Genomic DNA, 17649 nt, shown 5'->3' with positions numbered 1-17649 from the left:
TGTTACGCAATCTTTACTTTTTCCGTTTGTCCGAAGTCTTCTGCGCTTCCGGTACGGCCGCATATGCGGCCGGGTCACCGGAGTCGGTCGGATTGGCAAACACGGCCTTCAGTTGCGGCGGCATCGGGAATTTCAGGTTGATGTTTTTCGGCGGGATCGGCGAGGTAAACCATTTCGCATAAATGCGGTTGATGTCGTCGCTCTTGTACAGGCGGATCAGCGCATCGTCGACCACTTTCTTGAAGGCCGGATCGCCCTTGCGCAGCATGATGCCGTACGGTTCGACAGACAGCGCTTCCTTGGTGATTTCGTAGTCGTTCGGGTTCTTCGAGTTGGCCACCTGCGACGCCAGCAAGATGTCGTCGTTGGCTTCGGCCACCGCGCGACCCGTTTCCAGCATCAGGAACGACTCGGGATGATCCTTGCCGACGGCAATCGTCATGCCCAGGTTCTTTTCCTTGTTCAAAATCGTCATCTGCTTGATGGTCGACGTGCCGGCCGTGGCGACCAGGGTCTTGCCGCGCAAGTCTTCCAGGGTCTTGATGTTCGAGGATTTTTTCGACAGCACGCGGTTGCCGATGACGAACATGGTGGGGGCGAACGCCACCTGCTGCTGGCGCTCCAGATTGTTCGTCGTCGAGCCGCATTCGAGGTCGATGGTGCCGTTGGCCATCAGCGGGATGCGGTTGGCCGAAGTGACGGGGCTCATCACCACTTTCAGTTCGCTCATGCCCAGGTGTTTCTGCAGGGCCGTGACGACTTTCATGCACAGGTCGATCGAATAACCCTGGTATTGCTGCTTGTCATCGAGATAGGAGAAGGGCACGGAGCCGTCGCGCACGCCGAGGGTGACGGAACCGGCTTTCTTGATCTTGGCCAAGGTGCCGGTCAATTCCTGAGCCTGGACTGGCGACATGCTGCTGATGACACCGACGCTGAGCAGCGTGGCGATGATTTTGGTCAATTTCATAAATTCTCCTGGGCGGACAAACGGAATCGATTCCGAACGAAACAACTGTGGTGCAGACGCCACCAATGGAATTAATTTTATTTCATTTTCAGCGCCGGACCAGCCGTTTTCTGCGATTGCCCTCAAATAGGCGCTATACGCGCGCCTGAATCGGCGCGGCTGTAGCATTTTTCCTACTGATTTCCCATTCCTGATTTATTTTGCCGGCGCCAACCCCGCCAACTCGTCCTCTTCCGCCTCATCGTCCCTATTCGCCTGCTGGCGTTGCCACATCTGCGCATACAGGCCATCCGCCGCCAGCAATTGCGGATGCGTGCCCCGCTCGACGATGCGGCCATGGTCGAGCACGAGGATTTGCTGGGCATCGGCCACCGTCGACAGACGATGCGCAATGACCAAAGTGGTGCGGTTTTTGGCAATCTCCTTCAGCTGCGACTGGATCGCCTGTTCGGCCTTGGAGTCGAGTGCCGAAGTGGCTTCATCGAAGATCAGGATGGCCGGGTCTTTCAGCAGGGTGCGGGCAATCGCCACGCGCTGCTTTTCGCCGCCCGACAGTTTTAAGCCCCGCTCGCCCACCATGGAGCTGTAACCATCTGGCAAGCTTTCAATAAAATCATGGATCGATGCAGCTTTGGCTGCCGCCACGATGGCTTCCTTGCTGGCGCCCGGCTTGCCGTAGGCAATGTTGTATTCGATGGTGTCGTTGAACAGCACCGTATCCTGCGGCACGATGCCGATGGCCGCGCGCAGGGAATCCTGCGTGATATTGCGCAGGTCCTGGCCATCGATGGTGATGCCGCCGCCATCGACTTCATAGAAGCGGAACAGCAAACGCGACAAGGTCGACTTGCCCGAGCCGCTGTGGCCCACCACGGCTGTCGTCGTGCCGGCGGGGATCTGGAAATCCACGTCGAACAGGATTTGCCGCTTGGCTTCATAGCTGAAATTCACGTGCTCGAAACGCACGGCCGCACCCCGCGTGACGAGCGGCTTGGCGTCCGGCGTATCGGCGATTTCGCGGTTCTCGTTCAGCAGGGAAAACAATCGCTCCATGTCGGCCAGGCTTTGCTTGATTTCGCGGTAAATGACGCCGAGGAAATTGAGGGGAATGTACAGCTGGATCATGAAGGCATTCACCAGCACCAGGTCGCCCAGGGTCATCGTGCCGGCGATCACGCCCACGGTGGCGCGCCACAAAATCAAGGTGACGGCCGTGGCGATGATCAAGGACTGCCCGGTATTGAGCAGGGATAGCGAGGTCTGCGATTTCACGGCGGCCGACTCGTAGCGCTGCAAGCCTTCGTCGTAGCGCTTCGCTTCGTAATCCTCGTTGCCGAAATATTTTACGGTTTCATAGTTGATCAGCGAATCGATGGCCTTGGTATTCGCCTTCGAGTCGAGGTCGTTCATGGTGCGACGGAAATGCGTGCGCCAGTTCGTCACCAGCACGGTAAACGCGATGTACGACACGAGCGCCACCGCCGTGATCACGGTGAACCAGATGTCGTAATGCAAGACCAAATAGCCGAGCACGAGGGTGATTTCCACCAGGGTCGGCAGGATGTTGAACAGGGTGTAGGAAATGAGCGAGCCGACGCTGCGCGTACCCCGTTCGATATCGCGCGTCATGCCGCCCGTCTGGCGGTTCAAATGGAACCGCAGGGACAGCGCATGCAGGTGGCGGAACACTTGCAGGGCGATGGTGCGCACGGCCCGCTGCGTGACCCGGGCGAACAGGAATTCGCGCAGTTCCGTAAACAAGGTGGTCGACAGGCGCAGCAAGCCGTACGCCACCAGCAAGCCCACGGGCAGCACCAGCAGCGCTTGCGGATGCGCGGCCGTGATCGTCATGGCGTCGACGAGTTTTTTCAGGATCAGGGGCACGCCCACGTTGGCGAGCTTGGCGCCCACCAGGCATAGCAGCGCCAGCAATACTCGCCATTTGTAGACCCACAGGTAGGGCAGCAAGGTCTTGATGGTGGCGAAATCGCTGTGGCTGGCGGAAGCTGGCGAGCGGGGCGGAGGGGGAGTCTGGGAACGGCGCATGGCGAAGGTCGGCTTTTTATGGTTCAATCGCAGCAATTGTAGCCTTTCATGAGAATAAAAGATGAGCACCTCCCCAGACCGTCCCGACAACTGCCTCGCCTCCGGCCTGCCCGCCGGAAAAATGCCGGAATTGCGCATGATGCCCGCGCCGTCCGACGCCAATGTGTACGGCGACGTCTTCGGCGGCTGGATCATGGCGCAAGTCGATATCGCCGGCTCCCTGCCGGCCACGCGGCGCGCCAACGGCCGTGTGGCCACCATCGCCGTCAATTCCTTTGTCTTCAAAAATCCCGTCTTCGTCGGCGATCTTCTGTCCTTCTACGCCGACATCGTCAAGGTGGGCAATACCTCGATCACCGTCAATGTCGAGGTGTATGCCGAGCGCAACCGCCTGCAGGCCTGCATCGTGAAAGTCACGGAAGCGACCCTGATCTACGTGGCGACGGACTCCGACCGCAAGCCGCGCAAGGTGCCGCCGATCGAGACCTTATTGGCGTCTTGATTGTCGTAATCATTCCACACCATGGATAGCCAGCGCCGCATCTTCTTGCTGAGCGCTGCGCGCATCACGGCGCTGGCCGCGGCCGGCACTGTGCTGTCCGGTTCCAGCGCCGGCGCCGCCACGCGCCTGAACGGCACGGCTTATCCGTTTGCGCTCGGCGTCGCTTCCGGCTCGCCCTTGCCCGACGCCGTCGTGCTGTGGACGCGCATCTGCTACGACCCGCTGCACGCAGCCGCCACGCCCGCCATCGCCCTGAACGTGCGCTGGGAAGTGGCCGAAGACGAGGCTTTCCGGCGCATCGCCGCCAAGGGGCAAGCGACGGCCATGCCCGCCCTCGCGCACAGCGTGCACGTCGACGCGGGCGGTCTGGCGCCCGGACGCTGGTACTGGTACCGCTTCATGCTGGGCGACGCCGTCAGCCCCGTGGGCCGCACGCGCACGGCGCCCGAACCCGCCTCCATGCCTGCCTCGCTGAAACTGGCCGTCGCCTCGTGCCAGCACTGGGAATTCGGCGCGTATGGGGCGCACCGGCACATCGCGGCGGCGGCGCCCGACCTCGTGGCCTTCCTCGGCGATTACATTTATGAGTGGGGGCCGTACCAGCTGCAGCACCCGGACCGGGCCGTGCGCACGCATGAAAGTTTTACCTTGGACGAGTACCGCGCCCGCTACGCGCAATACAAGAGCGACCGCGACTTGCAGGGCGCGCACCTGGCCGCGCCGTGGATCGTCACCTGGGACGACCATGAAGTGGCCAACGACTACGGCAACGACCGCGACGAGTTGCTCACGCCCACCTTCCTGCAGCGCCGCGCGGCCGCCTACCAGGCGTTTTATGAGCACATGCCGCTGCGCCTGCTGCCGCTGGGGCGGCGCGGCTTTGTCGACATGCGCATCTACCAGCGCTACGACTGGGGCCGGTTGGCGCGCTTCCACGTGCTGGACGACCGGCAATACCGCGCCTACCACGCCTGCGCCAAACCGGGCCGTGGCGGCTCCAATTCCGTCACCACGCGCAACTGTCCCGACTTGCTCAAGCCCGACCGCACGATGCTGGGCGAGGAACAGCAGCGCTGGCTGCAAACCGGTCTCGATGATTCCCCGGCGCGCTGGAATATCCTCGCCCAGCAAACCCTGATGGCGCAATCGAGTCAGGTACCCATCGTGCGGCCCGGCGACGAGCGCGTCTGGACTGATGGCTGGGACGGCTATCCCATGGCGCGCCAGCATCTGCTCGACGCCTTGCGCAGCAGCAAGGCCAGCAACCCGCTGGTGTTGTCGGGCGACGTGCACACTTTTTATGCGACGGAACTGAGCCGCAACGCCATGCGGCCCGCCGGCAAGGATAATCCCGTGCTGGCGACCGAGTTTTGCGGCACTTCGATCACGTCGAGTTCCCGCCCGCAGGCGCGCACCGACCAGTACGTGGCGATGAACCCGCACATCCGCTACGGACGCAGCGACAAGCGCGGCTATATGTTGCTGGAGATCACGCCAGAAAAAAGCACGGCTCTGTTCCAGGGCCTGGAAAATGTACGCGACAACACATCCGGCATCGCGACATTGGCCAGCTTCACCGTGCAGGACGGCAAGGTGGGCCTGCAACGCAGCTAAGCTACGCTTTTCAAGGCGTCGCGGTAGCGCCGGCTGACGGGCACTTCGCCGCCCGTGGACAGCACGGCGCGCGCGTCGCCCGATTCCAGCGGTATGATGGCCTGCACGAAATCCAGATTGACGATATAGCTGCGGTGCACGCGCACAAAGCGCTTGCCATCGAGGCGGCGCTCGATGGCGGCCATGGTCGAACGCAGCGGATAATCGTGCCCGCGCACATGCAGGTTCACATAGTTGCCCCAAGCTTGTATCCATTCGATCTCAAGAGCAGGCAACAGAAAATCCTTGCCCAGCTTGCGCACCAGGAAACGTTCCGGCTGCTGCACCGGTTCCACGGCGGGTCCTTCATCGGGCTCGCCCAGCAAGGTCGCCTCGCCTTGCCAGCGCATCAGCAGCAACTGGTAAAAGCCCACCGCCAGCAGGACGAGGAAGTAAGCACGCACATCTTTCAGGTATTCATACGGCAACTCGCGCCACCAATGACCGAAATCGTAAGCGCTGCCGGCGCTCCAGTACGCCAGCTTGCGCAAGGCCACCATGGCCGCCACGTGCGCCAGGCTGTAGGCGACCGACGCGGCCAGGTGCCAGCGCAGGTTCTGGCGCTGGAACACCAGGTGCAGCGGCCGGTACTGTCCCGCCAGCACGACCACGGGCACCAGCGCCAGCAGCACCAGATTGCTGCTCCACTCCCACACGGCCACTTCCCAGAATGGCGTATTGACGCCAGCGCGCTGCAGGTCCAGCCAGACCAGCCAGCTGTTGACGCTGGCCTGCAGCGGATACAGCACGATCCAGAATCCCGGCTCGGCCACGCGGCGCCAGCGTTGATAACGTTGCAACAGGTCAGTGGAAGCGATGTGCATGGTTTGGGGGCTTGAATGAGTTACATGATTGTAAGGTCCCACACCCGTCCCAGGCGATCCATTCGTCCCAGCCAGCCGTCCGCTGGTCCCATTTCGCTGGCACGCTGCCCCGTCGCTGCCTATGCTGTGGTTTCCTTCACCACTCGCCCACGATCATGACCATAGCCTCCCGCCGTCACGATATCGACGCCTTGCGCTTTCTCGTCTTCAGCCTGCTGATTGTCTATCACACTGCCCTGCTGTACATGGATGGATGGCACTTTCACATGCACAGCAGCTACGCCACCGATGCCTTGAACATGCCGCTGATCTTCCTCAACCGCTGGCGCATGGAAATCGTCTTCCTCATCTCCGGCGTCTCGTGCGCCATGATGACGCAGGCTTCGCGCGGCGCCTTCCTATGGCGCAGGACCAAGCGGCTGCTGCCGCCGCTGCTGTTCGGCATGGCCGTCATCATTCCCATCCAGCCGTATTGCGAAGGGGTCAGCAAGGGCCTGGTCGAGCCTGGATATGGGCAGTTCCTGCTGCATTACTTTGGCGGCCATGCCTGGCCGGCAGGCGCCTTCGATGGCTGGCAATATGGCTTTACCTGGAACCACCTGTGGTATCTCGTGTACTTGCTGCTGTACATCATCGTACTGGTGGCGCTGCAACCGCTGCTGACGGCGCTGCGCCCCCGGTTCCAGCGCTTGCGCGGCTGGCATCTGCTCGTCCTGCCTGCCCTGCCACCCTTGGCGGCCATGGTCTTCCTCAAAATGCGCTATCCGGAAACCCATGCGCTGGTGCGCGACTGGTATGCGCACGCCATGTATTTCACGCTGTTCCTGTATGGCTGGTGGCTGGGCAATGACAAGGGATTGTGGGCGGAACTGGCGCGCTTGCGCTGGCATACGCTGTGGCTGGGCCTGGGCGCGTTTGCCGTGTATATGTTTTTCGACCAGATATATTCGGAGAACCTGCTGACCTGGGCCGCGTTCGGCTCCTGGCCCATGCGCAATCTATACATGTGGCTGGCCATCTGCGCCATCCTGGGCTGGTCGCACACCTTGCTGAATCAACCTTTTGCCTGGCTGCCATGGGCGCGCCAGGCCGTGTTTCCCTGGTACCTACTGCACCAGAGCGCGATTATCCTGCTGGCTTACTGGCTGGTGCCGCTGAAGCTGGGTCCCGTGCTGGAACCGCTGCTGATACTGGCTGGCACGGTGGCGACTTGCTGGCTGGGGACGTCGCTGCTGATCAGCAAGGTGCACTGGCTGCGCCCCTGTTTCGGCCTGCCCGCCAAGCCAGGACGAAACCTGGCGGCGGACACGGCCTTGGCGGCGAATTAAGCTACTTTCTTTTCGTCGCGCAATTGACGGCGCAATATCTTGCCGACATTCGTCTTCGGCAATTCATCGCGGAACTCGATGTATTTCGGTTTCTTGTAAGCCGTCAATTCATGTTTGCAATGCTCGCGGATCTGCTCCACCGTCAGGTTCGGGTCCTTGCGCACAACAAACACTTTCACGGCTTCGCCCGCGTTGGCGTCCGGCACGCCGATGCAGGCGCATTCGAGCACACCAGGGCAGGACGCGACCACGTCTTCCACCTCGTTCGGATACACATTGAAGCCAGAGACGATGATCATGTCTTTCTTGCGGTCGACAATCTTCACATAGCCACGCTCGTCCATGACGCCCACGTCGCCCGTCTTGAAGTAGCCGTCGGCCGTCATCGACTTGGCCGTCTCGTCCGGACGCTGCCAATATCCCGCCATCACTTGCGGGCCGCGCACGGCGATTTCGCCCGGCTCGCCCAGCGGCACTTCCACGCCGTCATCATTCAGAATCGCCACTTCCGTCGACGGGAAAGGCAAGCCGATGGTGCCCGTGAATTCCGTGATATCGACGCGGTTGCCCGTCACCACGGGTGATGTTTCCGACATGCCATAGCCTTCGATCAGCGGGCAGCCCGTCAGTTTCAGCCAGCGTTCGGCCACGTTGCGTTGCAGGGCCATGCCGCCGCCATTGCACACTTTGTAGCTGGAGAAATCGAGCTTGGCGAAGTCCGCATTGTTCAGCAGCGCGTTGTACAAGGTATTGACGGCCGGGAAGACGACGATCTTGTGCTTGCTCAATTCCTTGACGAAACCAGGGATGTCGCGCGGGTTGGGAATCAGCACGTTCAAGCCGCCCACGCGCATGCCCATCAAAGCGCTGACCGTCAGCGAATAGATGTGATACAGGGGCAAGGCGCACATGAATCCCATCGAGGTGGCGCGCATTTCCTTGGTCATCACGGGCGCCATCCACGCCTCGTTTTGCAATACGTTGGCAATCACATTACGGTGCAACAGCATCGCGCCTTTTGAAACGCCCGTCGTGCCGCCCGTGTATTGCAGGAAGACGATATCGTCATGCCCCTGCTGCACCGGCGTCAGGCTCAAGCGTGCACCCTCGGCCAGCATCTTGTTGAAACTGATGGCGTTCGGCAGGGAGAACGCAGGCACCATTTTCTTGATCTTGCGCACGACGAAGTTGACGATGGTGCCCTTCAAGCCGCCCAGCAAGTCGCCCATGGTGGCGACGATCACATGCTTGACTTGGGTATGCGGCAACACCTGTTCGACCGTCGTGGCAAAGTTTTCCAGCACGATGATCGCTTCGCTGCCCGAATCGACCAGCTGGTGCTGCAGTTCGCGCGGCGTGTACAGCGGATTGACGTTCACCACCGTGTAGCCGGCGCGCAGGATCGCCGCCATGGCCACCGGATATTGCAGCACGTTCGGCAACATGATCGCCACGCGCGCGCCCCGTTGCAGCCCCTTGCTTTGCAGCCAGGCGCCCATCTGCAGCGACAACTGGTCGAGCTCGCGGTAGGTCAGGAATTTATCCATGCACACGAAAGCATTGCGGTCCGCATATTTCTGGAACGACTCTTCCAGCAAATGCGTGACGGAACGGTATTGCGTGCAATCAATCTCTGCGGGCACGCTGTCCGGGTACGACTTCAACCAAATCTTGTCCATCTCGCCTCATCTTTATCTGTAAAAGGGATGCGCCTCCTGGCGCATCCACACTGTTTATGCTGCTATCTTCGTTTCATCGCGCAAGGCGCGACGCAAAATCTTGCCGACGTTGGTCTTCGGCAGTTCATCGCGGAATTCGATGTATTTCGGCCGCTTGTAGCCCGTGAACTGCTCCTTGCAATACGCGGCCAGCACGGCCTGGGTCAGGTTCGGGTCCTTGCGCACGACAAATACTTTCACGGCTTCGCCCGAGTGTTCATCGGGCACGCCCACGCACGCGCATTCGAGCACGCCCGGATGGGCCGCGATGACGGCTTCGACTTCATTCGGATACACATTGAAGCCGGAGACGAGAATCATATCTTTCTTACGGTCCACGATCTTCACGTAGCCGCGCTCGTCCATGATGCCCACGTCGCCCGATTTAAAATAGCCGTCCGGTGTCATGACCTTGGCCGTTTCATCGGGACGGTTCCAGTAGCCGCTCATCACTTGCGGGCCACGGATGGCGATCTCGCCCGTCTGGCCCAGCGGCACTTCCTTGCCGTCATCGTCGAGGATGGCGATATCGGTCGATGGCACGGGCAAGCCGATGGTGCCGGAAAACGCCGTGCTGTCGGCGCGGTTGCAGGTGGCGACGGGCGACGTTTCCGACAAGCCATAGCCTTCGATGATGGACACGCCCGTCACCTGCAGCCACTTGTCGTTGACGGCTTGCTGCACCGCCATGCCGCCGCCATTGGCGATCTTCAAGCCCGAGAAATCGAGCTTGGCGAAATCGGGGTGATTGACCAGCGCGTTATACAGCGTATTGACCGCCGGCAACAAATTGAACTTGTATTTGCCCAGTTCCTTGATCAGGCCCGGGATATCGCGCGGATTCGGGATCAGGATATTCAGGGCGCCCACGCGCGTGCCCCACATGGCGCAGGCCGTCAGGGCAAAGATATGGTACAGCGGCAAGGCGCAGACGACGATCATCTGTTCCTTGCTGTTCTGGTCGAGCGCCGCGCCCGACCACGCTTCGCTTTGCAGCACATTGGCGATCACATTGCGGTGGCTCAAGGTCGCGCCTTTCGACACGCCCGTCGTGCCGCCCGTATATTGCAGGAAAGCGGGATCGTTGATGCTCAGCTCGACGGGCGTGAGCTTCATGCGGCTGCCCAGCGCCAGCGCTTGCTTGAAACGCATGGCGTTCGGCAAGGAATACGCAGGCACCATTTTCTTGACGTTGCGCACGACAAAATTGACGATCATGCCCTTCAAGCCACCGAGCATTTCGCCCATGCTGGCGACGACGATGTGCTTGACGGCCGTCTTGCTCAATACTTGCTCGACCGTATGGGCAAAATTTTCCAGCACGATGATCGCTTCGCTGCCCGAATCGTTGAGCTGGTGCTCAAGTTCGCGCGGCGTATATAAAGGGTTGACGTTGACCACCGTGTAGCCGGCGCGCAGGACGGCCGCGATCGCGACCGGATACTGGAGCACGTTCGGCATCATCAGGGCCACCCTGGCCCCCTTCTTCAGCCCACGGCTTTGCAGAAAGGCCCCCAGCTGGCGCGAATAGGTATCGAGTTCGGCATAGGTGAGAAATTTGTCCATGCAGACATAGGCATTACGATCCGCATATTTTTGAAACGCTTCTTCCAGCAAATGCACCAGCGAACGATATTGATCAGGATCGATGTCGGCGGGGACGCCGGGAGGATACGACTTCAGCCAAATTTTTTCCATCCTGTGCCTCTTGTCTCGAATAATCGTGGGGGAGCCGGCGCATCTTGCCGACGCGGATCATCGCTGCGGATTCTGTCGTCCAGCAGTCAGTTTGAGCATTCTGACGAGCAATTGCTCTATGCTACTAATGCGATGCTATCGGGCGCCGCGCTTCCATGCAAGCGCTTTCAACAGTATTCGAGCAGCAACTCTAAGGCCTTTTTATGCTGCATTGCAGCACGATAAATACGCTGTTACCGAATCGCTTGCCTCGGCGTACTGGACAATCTTTACGGGTCAGGGGCTGGACAATTGTTCCAGCGCATGCCTGCGCTCGGGCTTCTTGAGCTGGGCCATTGTGTGCACTGCAGCATAAAAAGCACGAAAGTTCTTTTTTTCTTCCAGCAATTTTTTGAAGGCAGGCAAAAATTCATTGTAGGTAGACACCGAAGCCAGGTGCGCATTGCTCAATGGCTGCTCGAACCAGCGGTCGTAACCGGCAAAACCGCCCCAGTTTTGCTTGAGCACCTGATACGCGTCTTTCAATGCTGCAAACACCTGCGCCTTGCGCGCGCGCTTCTCCGCATCGCTGGCGTCGCTCGCATACACGGCGTCCAGTTCCCCCCGGTATGTCAGCAGCAGGGCCAGAAAATCCTGGCGCCGCGCCGCATACTGGGCGTACGACGCGCGCATCGCGTCATTGCCCTCGCGCGCCAGCCAGCGCTGCACGCCCGCCTCTTCCACGGCGCTGGCAAACGATTCGTTGAAGGCCGAATCGCCGGGCACATACACCACCTGGTGCGCCAGTTCATGGAAGATCAGGCGCGCCAGTTCCGCATCGTTGTAGTTGATAAAGGTCGACAGCAGGGGATCGTCGAACCAGCCCAGGGTGGAATACGCGGGCACGCCGCCCACCTGCACGTCGTAATGCTGGGCGCGCAGCTCGTCGGCATACGCGAGCGCCTCATCCTTGCTGTAATAGCCGCGGTAACTGACGCAGCCGGCGATGGGAAAACACCATTGCAGCGGCTGCAGCGACAATTCCGGCGTGGCCACCACGTTCCACAGCACGAACGGGCGCCGCAGGGCGGCGTAATTCTTGTAGCTGCCATTGTCCGGCAAATCCAGTTCGCTGACGGCAAAGCGGCGGATCTGCTGCGCCTTGGCCAGGCGCACTTTCAGGCGCGGTTCGGTGGCCGGGTCATCGAGCCAGTCACCGATGGGGCGCGCGCCGGACCACAGCGCATATTGCCCCTGCGCCGCCTGCGTGTAGTAGCGCAGCTGCGTGCAGCCGCCCAGCGGCAGGCACAGCATGCCGACAAGCAGCCGGGCCGGCCAGCGGGCCATGTCAGGCAACCTTTTCCACTTCGACCAGCGTGTCATAAAAGGTGGGCGCGCGGCCCATGTCCGTCAGGCGCTGGCTCGTCACTTCATTGGCGTTCTTGCCGTCGCTGGCGAGCTTTTTCCACCACACGGACAAGCCCACCACCAGGCCACGTCTCGCCTTGTCCGTGACCCTGGCCTTGGCGACAAAGCTGCCACGGTCATTGAAGATGCGCACCATGTCGCCGGCCGCGATGCCGCGCGCGGCACAATCGTCCGGGTGGATATCGAGGTGCGGCTCGCCCTCGGCCGCGCGCAGGCTTTTCACGTTCACAAAAGTGGAATTGAGGAAGTTGCGCGCCGGCGGCGAAATCATGGCCAGCGGGAAACGCGCCGCCAGCGCGGGATTGCTCGCTGGCGATTCGTGCGGCGCAATGTAGGTCGGCAAGGGATCGAGTCCCGCCTGCGCCATGGCGCTGGAATACAACTCGCACTTGCCCGATGGCGTGGGGAAACCACCCTCGGCAAAGGGCGCCTCGGGCATGGCCAGCTTTTGCCAGCCCGTGCGTTTCAGCGATTCCCAGTCGAAATGCACGGCACGGGCATCCGTCGCATCGAAGGCCTTGGCCGCCAGCGCATCGTCGCTTTCCTGGAAGCACGGGTCATCAAAGCCCATGTATTGGGCCAGCAGGCGGAAGATTTCCGTATTCGCCTTCGCTTCGCCCAGCGGCGCCACGGCCGCATTGTTCGCCATCATGTACAAATGGCCGTAGGTGGAATGCGCATCGACATGTTCCAGCTGCGTGGTGGCGGGCAGCACGATGTCGGCGTAATCGACGGTATCGGTCTGGAAGTGCTCGAGCACGACCGTAAACAAATCTTCGCGGGCAAAACCCTGCGCCACTTTCGACGAATCGGGCGCCACGGCCAGCGGATTCGAGTTGTAGACGATCACGGCCTCGACTTGCGGGCCGAACTCGGGCGACGTGGTTTTCAGCAGATCGTCGCCGATGGTGCTCATGTTGATGGTGCGCGGCGTGCCTTTCAATAAGTCGGGGCGCTGCAAGGCCTTGCGGTTGACGGGGAAGGAACCCGAGCTCGACAGCTGCATGCCGCCGGCCGGATGGCGCCAGGCACCCGTCAGGGCCGGCAGGCAGGCGATATTGCGCACGGCCATGCCGCCGCCATGCACGCGCTGCACGCCATAGTTGGCACGGATGGCGGCGCCCTCGCCGGAACGGCAAGCATGGCCGTACAGGCGCGCCAGTTCCACCACTTCCGTGGCCGTGATGCCGCACACCTCGGCCGCGCGCTCGGGCGGCCACGCCAAAGCGCGCTGTTTCAAGGCATCGTAGCCGACCGTGTAGCGTTCGATGTAATCATGGTCGACCAGGTCTTCGGTGATCAAGACATGCATCAAACCCAGCGCCAGGGCCGCATCGGTGCCCGGCAGCAAAGCGATATGCTGATGGCATTTTTCTGCCGTCAGCGAACGGTAAGGGTCGATGGCGATCAGGGTGGCGCCGTTGCGCTTGGCCTCTTGCGCGCGCATCCAGAAGTGCAGGTTCGAGGCGATGGGATTGCCGCCCCAGATGATGATCAATTTCGCGTTCTGGAACTGCTCCAGGTCCGTACCGATGCTGGCGCCCACCGTGTAGCGGTAGCCCGTGGCGCCGGCCGAGGCGCAGATGGTGCGGTCCAGCAGGGAAGCGCCGAGCTGGTTGAAGAAACGCGAAGACATCGATTCGCCCTGCACCAGGCCCATGGTGCCGCAGTAGCTGTACGGCAAGATCGCCTGCGGATCGCGTGCGGCGATCGGTTTCAATCGGGCGGCGATGGTCTGCAATGCTTCTTCCCAGCTGATGCGCTCGAACTTGCCTTCCCCCTTCTTGCCCACGCGGCGCAGCGGATGCAGCAGCCGGTCCGCATGGTAGGTGCGTTCCGTGAAGCGCGATACCTTGGTGCACAGCACGCCAGCCGTGGTCGGGTGGTCGGGATCGCCCTTGACGGCGGTGGCCACGCCATCGGTCACGGTGACCAGCAAGGCGCAGGTATCGGGGCAATCGAGCGGGCAGGCGGCGCGCACTTGGGTGGTGGTCATCGGGTAATCCAAAAACGTTGGGGGAAGGCGATACTGTAAACCATTCCGCGCGCTTGCTGTTGGCGTCAGGGCAAGCTGGTCCGTGCGCTGGATTTACCCCGCAAACAAGGGCTACAATGCATTATTAGCCGCGTCTGTTTTTGATCAAACAAGCGCGGTCCGGCGCGCCATACATTGCTGCGTGCCAGCATCCACAGGAGAGTCCCATGAAACTAGTTGATCCGATCTTGGCGTTTCAATCCGAACTGCAAGGTATCCGCCGCGACCTGCATGCGCACCCCGAGCTGTGCTACGAAGAACAGCGCACCTCGGACGTGGTCGCCGCCAAACTGACGGAATGGGGCATTCCCGTGGTACGCGGCCTGGGCCGCACTGGCGTGGTCGGCATCATCAAAAATGGTACGTCGACACGCGCCATCGGCCTGCGCGCCGACATGGATGCCTTGCCCATGCAGGAAATGAATACCTTCGAGCATGCCTCGCGCCACCCGGGCAAGATGCACGCCTGCGGCCACGACGGCCACACGGCCATGCTGCTCGGTGCGGCCCATTACCTGGCGCAACACCGCAACTTCGACGGCACGGTCTACCTCGTCTTCCAGCCGGCGGAAGAAGGCGGCGCCGGCGCGCGCGAAATGATAGCAGACGGCTTGTTTACCCGCTTTCCCATGGATGCCATCTACGGCATGCACAACTGGCCGGGCGCGGAAACGGGCACCCTGAGCGTGGTGGAAGGCCCGATGATGGCGTCCAGCAATGAATTCCACGTCACCGTCAAGGGCAAGGGCGCGCATGCGGCCCAGCCCCACAAGGGCATCGATCCCGTCATGGTGGCCGTGCAAATCGCGCAAAGCTGGCAAACCGTCATCACGCGCAACAAGAGTCCGCTCGACACGGCCGTGCTGTCGATCACGCAAATCCATGCGGGCAGCGCCACCAATGTGATTCCCGATGACGCGAGCCTGGTCGGCACCGTGCGCACCTTTACCACGCCCGTGCTGGACCTGATCGAAGAGCGCATGCGCGACATCGCCGTGCACACGGCCGCCGCATTTGGCGCCGAAGTCGATTTCCACTTCAAGCGCAACTATCCGCCGCTGGTCAACCATGCGAAGGAAACGGCGTTTGCCGTCGACGTGATGAAAAGCGTAGTGGGCGCGGACAAGGTCAACGCGCATGTCGAACCAACGATGGGCGCGGAAGATTTCGCCTTTTTCCTGCAGGAAAAGGCTGGCTGCTACATCTTCATCGGCAATGGCGATGGCGAGCACCGCGATGGCGGCCACGGCCTGGGTCCGTGCGTTTTGCACAATGGCAGCTACGACTTCAACGACAATCTGCTGCCGATCGGCGCCAGTTTCTGGGTCAAGCTGGCCGAAGCGAGCCTGCCCGTCGCTTGATTCAGCTCAGCTTATCCGGACCAGTGCCCAAACGCTGACCCGGATTCAACGCTTCCAGGGCCAGCAAGGCCGCCGCATGGTCTGCCGTCGGGTGGCTGGTGGCGAGGGTTTCATAGCGCTGCGTCACCAGTTGCGTCACCGGCAAGGTGACGTGGGCCGCCTCGGCCGCGGCGAGGATGTTGTGCATATCCTTGATCTGGCTCTTCACCTGGCCACCGGCAACAAAGTTGCGCTCCAGCATGCGCTGGCCATGCACCTCCAAAATCTTGCTCTCGGCAAAACCGCCACGAATAGCGGCGCGTACGGCGCTCGCATCGGCGCCGGCCGCCTGGGCCAGCAGCAAGGCTTCCGCCACGATAGTCAATGTCGCGCCGACGATCAGCTGATTGCACAGCTTGGCAACCTGGCCGCTGCCGGCCGGCCCCACCAGAGTCGGGCGTCCCATGGCCGCCAGAATCGACTCAACCCGCGCGTAATCGCTGGCGCTGGCGCCGGCCATGATAGCCAAGGTACCCGCCTGCGCTCCGCCGACGCCGCCCGACACGGGCGCATCGATGAAGCCATGGCCAGCGGCGTGCACAGTGGCATGAAATTGCTGGGCTTCTGATTGTCTGGTGGAGCTCATGTCGATCCAGATCGCGCCAGTTGCCAGGGCCGGCAGCGCTTCTTGCAGCACCTGCGCCACGATGGGGCCGGCTTCCAGCATCGAGATGACCACGTCCGCACCATTGACCGCCTCAGCCACGGAAACGGCCGGCTGCGCCCCTGCCGCACGCAGGACTTCGGCCTTGCTGTGCGTGCGATTCCAAATTGTGACAGAATATCCAGCGCGTAGCAGGCACCGGACCATCGGATCCCCCATCAGACCGATACCAAGAAATGCGATTTTTGTAGAGAATGTCAATTGAACCCCTGAGATCAACAAGTGGCGAGAGCGGCATGCAAAGCAAGGTGCCTGTACAAACAAGACAAGCCTAACGGCCAATTTTACGATGAAAGCCTCTATGTTCTTCAAGAAGAATCTCCTCAAATCCATCGCCGCCGTTACCGCGCTGATGGCGGCCAACGCCGGCTTTGCCGCCGACGACAAACTGATCGACTCCGTCTACGGCGAATATGCCAAGGGCGTCAAAGTACAGATGTTGCGTGCTGGCGTGACCTCGAACTGGGATAAGGCCTGGTTTGTATCGAATGGCACGCAGCTGAGCGGCTACTGGGATGCCAGCATCGGCGGCTGGGATGGCAAGAGCTATCGCAACGTCCCTGGCCAGCATCAAAAACTGTGGGATCTGGGCTTTACTCCTGTCTTCCGCTTTGAAAACACGAATAAACTGGGCTTCTACGCGGAAGGCGGCATTGGCGTGCACATGCTGTCCAAGCTGTACGATAACGACGATAACCGCCTGTCGACCCACTTCCAGTTCGGCGACCATATCGGCATCGGGTATGTCTTCAATAACAAATGGGAAGTCGCTGCGAAAATCCAGCATTTCTCGAACGGCGGCTACAAGAAACCGAACAGCGGCGTCAATTACATGAACGTCAAAGTCGCTTATCACTTTTAATTGGTTTGATAAATGACAAAGGCAGCGCGCAGCGCTGCCTTTTTTTCGTCTGTTGCATTGGCAGCTGATGAACAGCCGGGGTCAGACCCTCCATGCCGCAAACTCAGGGGCTTGTGCTGTCGCCATGGGGGTCGGCGTAGGTCGGCTTAGCGCCGCGCGCGTAAGCCGACAGCCACCGACACAAAAGCACAGACGAAAAAAAACCCGACCATTGCTGATCGGGTTTTTCTCAAGAAACCACAGCCAAAGGCTGTTGCTTCAAATAACAAGCCTGACGATAACCTACTTTCACACTGGTTGCAGCACTATCATCGGCGCAAAGTTGTTTCACGGTCCTGTTCGGGATGGGAAGGGGTGGGACCAACTTGCTATGGTCATCAGGCATAACTTGTACCGGCGTTTGTCTCCTGTTGGACGACAAAGCCATGAATCTGGAAGAAGCAAAGATTGGGGTAATGAATTGGTGTATCAACACACACGCAACGTTGTACCGTCTTATCCTCTGTACCTGCTAAGGTTATAGGGACAAGCCGTACGGGCAA

Annotated in this window: 13 protein-coding genes and 1 rRNA gene; 5 read left to right on the top strand and 9 right to left on the bottom strand. The window is 60.8% G+C overall.

The window, feature by feature from the left end; all coding sequences use genetic code 11:
* Positions 1–13: 13 nt before the first annotated feature.
* A complete protein-coding gene (locus AC1Q6X_RS13085) occupies positions 14–970 on the bottom strand; it encodes an amino acid ABC transporter substrate-binding protein (RefSeq protein ID WP_070220709.1) in 957 nt (318 codons plus the stop codon).
* A gap of 195 nt (positions 971–1165) precedes the next feature.
* Positions 1166–3016 (bottom strand): ABCB family ABC transporter ATP-binding protein/permease, encoded by a 1851-nt coding sequence (locus AC1Q6X_RS13080; RefSeq protein WP_230501655.1) that lies wholly within the window; start codon positions 3014–3016, stop codon positions 1166–1168.
* A gap of 136 nt (positions 3017–3152) precedes the next feature.
* On the opposite strand from AC1Q6X_RS13080, the gene AC1Q6X_RS13075 reads away from it, so the two are divergent.
* Together AC1Q6X_RS13075 and AC1Q6X_RS13070 are read left to right on the top strand one after the other, a co-directional pair.
* Positions 3153–3518 carry an acyl-CoA thioesterase gene (locus tag AC1Q6X_RS13075; protein WP_226939493.1) on the top strand — a complete coding sequence of 122 codons (366 nt, stop codon included), beginning with the start codon at positions 3153–3155 and terminating at the stop codon, positions 3516–3518.
* A gap of 21 nt (positions 3519–3539) precedes the next feature.
* Positions 3540–5132 (top strand): alkaline phosphatase D family protein, encoded by a 1593-nt coding sequence (locus AC1Q6X_RS13070; RefSeq protein WP_230501653.1) that lies wholly within the window; start codon positions 3540–3542, stop codon positions 5130–5132.
* Here the strand turns inward: AC1Q6X_RS13070 and AC1Q6X_RS13065 are convergent.
* The gene (locus AC1Q6X_RS13065; RefSeq protein ID WP_230506882.1) at positions 5129–5995 is read right to left on the bottom strand and encodes a LytTR family DNA-binding domain-containing protein; all 867 of its coding nucleotides are present in this window, start codon (positions 5993–5995) and stop codon (positions 5129–5131) included. The genes AC1Q6X_RS13070 and AC1Q6X_RS13065 overlap by 4 nt on opposite strands.
* Positions 5996–6150: 155 nt before the next feature.
* On the opposite strand from AC1Q6X_RS13065, the gene AC1Q6X_RS13060 reads away from it, so the two are divergent.
* Positions 6151–7323: an acyltransferase family protein gene (locus tag AC1Q6X_RS13060; RefSeq protein WP_492497469.1), complete on the top strand. Its 1173-nt coding sequence runs from the start codon at positions 6151–6153 to the stop codon at positions 7321–7323.
* On the opposite strand, the gene AC1Q6X_RS13055 is transcribed toward AC1Q6X_RS13060, so the two are convergent.
* From AC1Q6X_RS13055 to AC1Q6X_RS13040, 4 genes are all read right to left on the bottom strand, one after another.
* Positions 7320–9002 carry a long-chain fatty acid--CoA ligase gene (locus AC1Q6X_RS13055; RefSeq protein WP_121670647.1) on the bottom strand — a complete coding sequence of 561 codons (1683 nt, stop codon included), beginning with the start codon at positions 9000–9002 and terminating at the stop codon, positions 7320–7322. The genes AC1Q6X_RS13060 and AC1Q6X_RS13055 overlap by 4 nt on opposite strands.
* A 54-nt stretch (positions 9003–9056) precedes the next feature.
* A complete protein-coding gene (locus AC1Q6X_RS13050) occupies positions 9057–10739 on the bottom strand; it encodes a long-chain fatty acid--CoA ligase (protein WP_070220716.1) in 1683 nt (560 codons plus the stop codon).
* A 276-nt stretch (positions 10740–11015) separates the two neighbouring features.
* On the bottom strand, positions 11016–12065 hold the full coding sequence (locus tag AC1Q6X_RS13045) for an aminopeptidase (RefSeq protein WP_230506880.1): 1050 nt from the start codon (positions 12063–12065) through the stop codon (positions 11016–11018).
* Position 12066: 1 nt separating this feature from the next.
* On the bottom strand, positions 12067–14142 hold the full coding sequence (locus AC1Q6X_RS13040) for a molybdopterin-containing oxidoreductase family protein (protein ID WP_492497466.1): 2076 nt from the start codon (positions 14140–14142) through the stop codon (positions 12067–12069).
* Positions 14143–14348: 206 nt separating this feature from the next.
* On the opposite strand from AC1Q6X_RS13040, the gene AC1Q6X_RS13035 reads away from it, so the two are divergent.
* Entirely contained in the window at positions 14349–15542 is a 1194-nt protein-coding gene (locus AC1Q6X_RS13035; protein WP_492497464.1) for a M20 aminoacylase family protein, read from the top strand.
* A 1-nt stretch (position 15543) separates the two neighbouring features.
* Here the strand turns inward: AC1Q6X_RS13035 and AC1Q6X_RS13030 are convergent, their stop codons facing one another.
* On the bottom strand, positions 15544–16446 hold the full coding sequence (locus tag AC1Q6X_RS13030; protein ID WP_492402358.1) for an NAD(P)-dependent oxidoreductase: 903 nt from the start codon (positions 16444–16446) through the stop codon (positions 15544–15546).
* An 88-nt stretch (positions 16447–16534) separates the two neighbouring features.
* Here AC1Q6X_RS13030 and AC1Q6X_RS13025 point away from each other — a divergent pair, with 88 nt between their 5' ends.
* Positions 16535–17107, top strand: coding sequence for an acyloxyacyl hydrolase (locus tag AC1Q6X_RS13025; protein WP_227742064.1), 573 nt, complete (start codon positions 16535–16537; stop codon positions 17105–17107).
* A 269-nt stretch (positions 17108–17376) separates the two neighbouring features.
* Here AC1Q6X_RS13025 and rrf read toward each other — a convergent pair.
* Positions 17377–17489: ribosomal RNA gene (gene rrf, locus AC1Q6X_RS13020) — 5S ribosomal RNA — on the bottom strand.
* Positions 17490–17649 lie beyond the last annotated feature (160 nt).

This window comes from Janthinobacterium sp. GW823-FHT06H09 (assembly GCF_058794735.1).
Note: the sequence above shows the minus strand (reverse complement) of the source record. Positions and strands in the feature narration are given on the sequence as shown.

What these genes read in the sequence shown, in the direction of transcription:
- AC1Q6X_RS13085 (WP_070220709.1), bottom strand. Translation starts at nt 970, where the DNA reads ATGAAATTGACCAAAATCATCGCCACGCTGCTCAGCGTCGGTGTCATC.
- AC1Q6X_RS13080 (WP_230501655.1), bottom strand. Translation starts at nt 3,016, where the DNA reads ATGCGCCGTTCCCAGACTCCCCCTCCGCCCCGCTCGCCAGCTTCCGCC.
- AC1Q6X_RS13075 (WP_226939493.1), top strand. Translation starts at nt 3,153, where the DNA reads ATGATGCCCGCGCCGTCCGACGCCAATGTGTACGGCGACGTCTTCGGC.
- AC1Q6X_RS13070 (WP_230501653.1), top strand. Translation starts at nt 3,540, where the DNA reads ATGGATAGCCAGCGCCGCATCTTCTTGCTGAGCGCTGCGCGCATCACG.
- AC1Q6X_RS13065 (WP_230506882.1), bottom strand. Translation starts at nt 5,995, where the DNA reads ATGCACATCGCTTCCACTGACCTGTTGCAACGTTATCAACGCTGGCGC.
- AC1Q6X_RS13060 (WP_492497469.1), top strand. Translation starts at nt 6,151, where the DNA reads ATGACCATAGCCTCCCGCCGTCACGATATCGACGCCTTGCGCTTTCTC.
- AC1Q6X_RS13055 (WP_121670647.1), bottom strand. Translation starts at nt 9,002, where the DNA reads ATGGACAAGATTTGGTTGAAGTCGTACCCGGACAGCGTGCCCGCAGAG.
- AC1Q6X_RS13050 (WP_070220716.1), bottom strand. Translation starts at nt 10,739, where the DNA reads ATGGAAAAAATTTGGCTGAAGTCGTATCCTCCCGGCGTCCCCGCCGAC.
- AC1Q6X_RS13045 (WP_230506880.1), bottom strand. Translation starts at nt 12,065, where the DNA reads ATGGCCCGCTGGCCGGCCCGGCTGCTTGTCGGCATGCTGTGCCTGCCG.
- AC1Q6X_RS13040 (WP_492497466.1), bottom strand. Translation starts at nt 14,142, where the DNA reads ATGACCACCACCCAAGTGCGCGCCGCCTGCCCGCTCGATTGCCCCGAT.
- AC1Q6X_RS13035 (WP_492497464.1), top strand. Translation starts at nt 14,349, where the DNA reads ATGAAACTAGTTGATCCGATCTTGGCGTTTCAATCCGAACTGCAAGGT.
- AC1Q6X_RS13025 (WP_227742064.1), top strand. Translation starts at nt 16,535, where the DNA reads ATGAAAGCCTCTATGTTCTTCAAGAAGAATCTCCTCAAATCCATCGCC.